At 62.9% G+C, this 1,744-nt stretch carries 1 protein-coding gene; it reads right to left on the bottom strand.

Annotation, left to right across the window (positions count from 1 at the left end):
* Window positions 1–504: 504 nt before the first annotated feature.
* Window positions 505–1,722 (bottom strand): IS256 family transposase, encoded by a 1,218-nt coding sequence (locus tag VF515_10005; protein ID HEX7407969.1) that lies wholly within the window; start codon window positions 1,720–1,722, stop codon window positions 505–507.
* Between the last annotated feature and the right edge of the window lie 22 nt (window positions 1,723–1,744).

Raw genomic sequence — 1,744 nt, 5'->3', positions numbered from 1 at the left:
AGTTGGCGGAAGCTCGCGGATCGAGCCCCAAAAGCAGACATCCGTCAGCACGGCTGGCACGTCCGCTTCTCTAATCGGCCGTTCGGGGTCAAGCGCTTTCAGACTATTCACCACTGCAGTGTCGATGTCGCTCACGGGCTCGTGCTTCTCTTCGGACTCGGCGCCAGGGCCCTTCCAGTATGGGATTCGAAGACAAGGTGGAACAATCTTTTGGTCGGCCTTGCCGTCAGACTGACAGCAGGTTCAAGCGGACTCACGAACTCACCTCATCCATCGTCCCGCGAGGGACATCATTCCACCGCTCGGTGGATCTCGGGCTTTCTCCTATCGCGTTTGATTCTAAGTGGTTCTCATGCCACTGCGGCCTCCCGGGTCCACTGGAACTCAGTGCCGTCAACCCATATCCGGTGCATGATCACGGCCAACCGACGCGCCAGTGGATGCCGTCTTGAATGTGGTTGGAATTCGGTGTGGCGCGTTCTCCGGTAACATGAAGGTATCGTTTCAGGCGGCAAGGTCAATCGGCTGATCGATGGGCTTTGTGGCGAGCGTCTGCCAACCATCAACCTTGCGCATGTTGATCTGACCGGAGGCGAGCAACGCCCAGAACAGCATGGCAGCGGTGTCTGCCGACGGCAGCACGGTTTGCGTCTTGATCCGCCGCTTGAATTCCTCGTGCAACCGCTCGATCGCATTCGTGGTGCGTACGCTGCGCCACTGGCTTGGCGGCAGACGGGCGAAGGTGAAGAGTCGGTCGCCAGCTTCCTCCAGACTATCGGCGACGGCACGGTGTTTGAGCCTCCATTTGCGGATGAAGGCCTTGCGGCGAACCTCAATCTCCTCAGACGTCGTCGCGTAGATCATGTCGTTGTAATCCGCGGTGATCTCATCATGCAGGCGCTCCGGGGCATGCGCGAAAAGGTTCCTGTGCTTATGAACCGTGCAGCGTTGGACCGGCACTCCGTCCCAGACGGCGGCGATGGCCTTATCGAGCCCCGCTGCGCCGTCGACAATGAGGAACTCGGGGCGCCGCAGCCCGCGCTTGATGAGGTCGTCGAGGACAGTGCGCCAGGCCTCGGCGCTCTCGCCGCCCATGCTCTTGATCGCGAGCAATACCTTCTGGCCGTCCGCGCGCACGCCGAGAACGACGAGCAGCGAGATGGAGGTGGCTTTCCGATCGAGCCGCACGCGCACCACGGTGCCGTCGAGAATGAGCCGTACGATCGGCTCCTCGGCCAGCGAGCGGGTGTTCCATGCGTCCCAGTCGCTTTTCACCTTTCGCCACGTCCGGCTCACCGTGTCCTTGCCGACCGCCCCGCCGAACAAGGCGGCGAGCGCTCGGCGCACCCGGCGCGTGTTGGTACCGGCCAGATAGGTGCTCGCGATCAGCGCGTCGGCGGCCAGCGTGCGGCGCTGATACGCCCGCAGCGCCTTGCTCTTCCATTCCGCCGTCTTGCCCTCAGCGGTGTTCAGTCGGGCGCGCGGCACCGCGATCTCGATCGGGCCGAACGTGCCTGTCAGCGACCGCGTCCGGCTGCCGTGGCGGTGGCCCGCAACGCCCGCTCTTCCTTCACTGCCGGCCATCTGACTTCGCCCATAACGTGGGCGTGCCAGCACAGCGTCGAGCTCGCCGCGGATCAGCTCTTCGATGAACTCACGCGCTCGAGCCCGCACTTCGGTCTCAATCGGATCAAACCAGTTGTCGAAAAGATCAACAGCCATCTCGGCCGCAGGCTGCAAAGAA

It is taken from the genome of Candidatus Binatia bacterium (genome assembly GCA_036382395.1).
GTDB lineage: Bacteria > Desulfobacterota > Binatia > HRBIN30 > HRBIN30 > JAGDMS01.
This window is presented reverse-complemented; position numbering and strand designations above follow the sequence as displayed.

Excerpts from the sequence above, each read along its gene's own strand:
- VF515_10005 (HEX7407969.1), bottom strand. The coding sequence starts at position 1,722 with ATGGCTGTTGATCTTTTCGACAACTGGTTTGATCCGATTGAGACCGAA.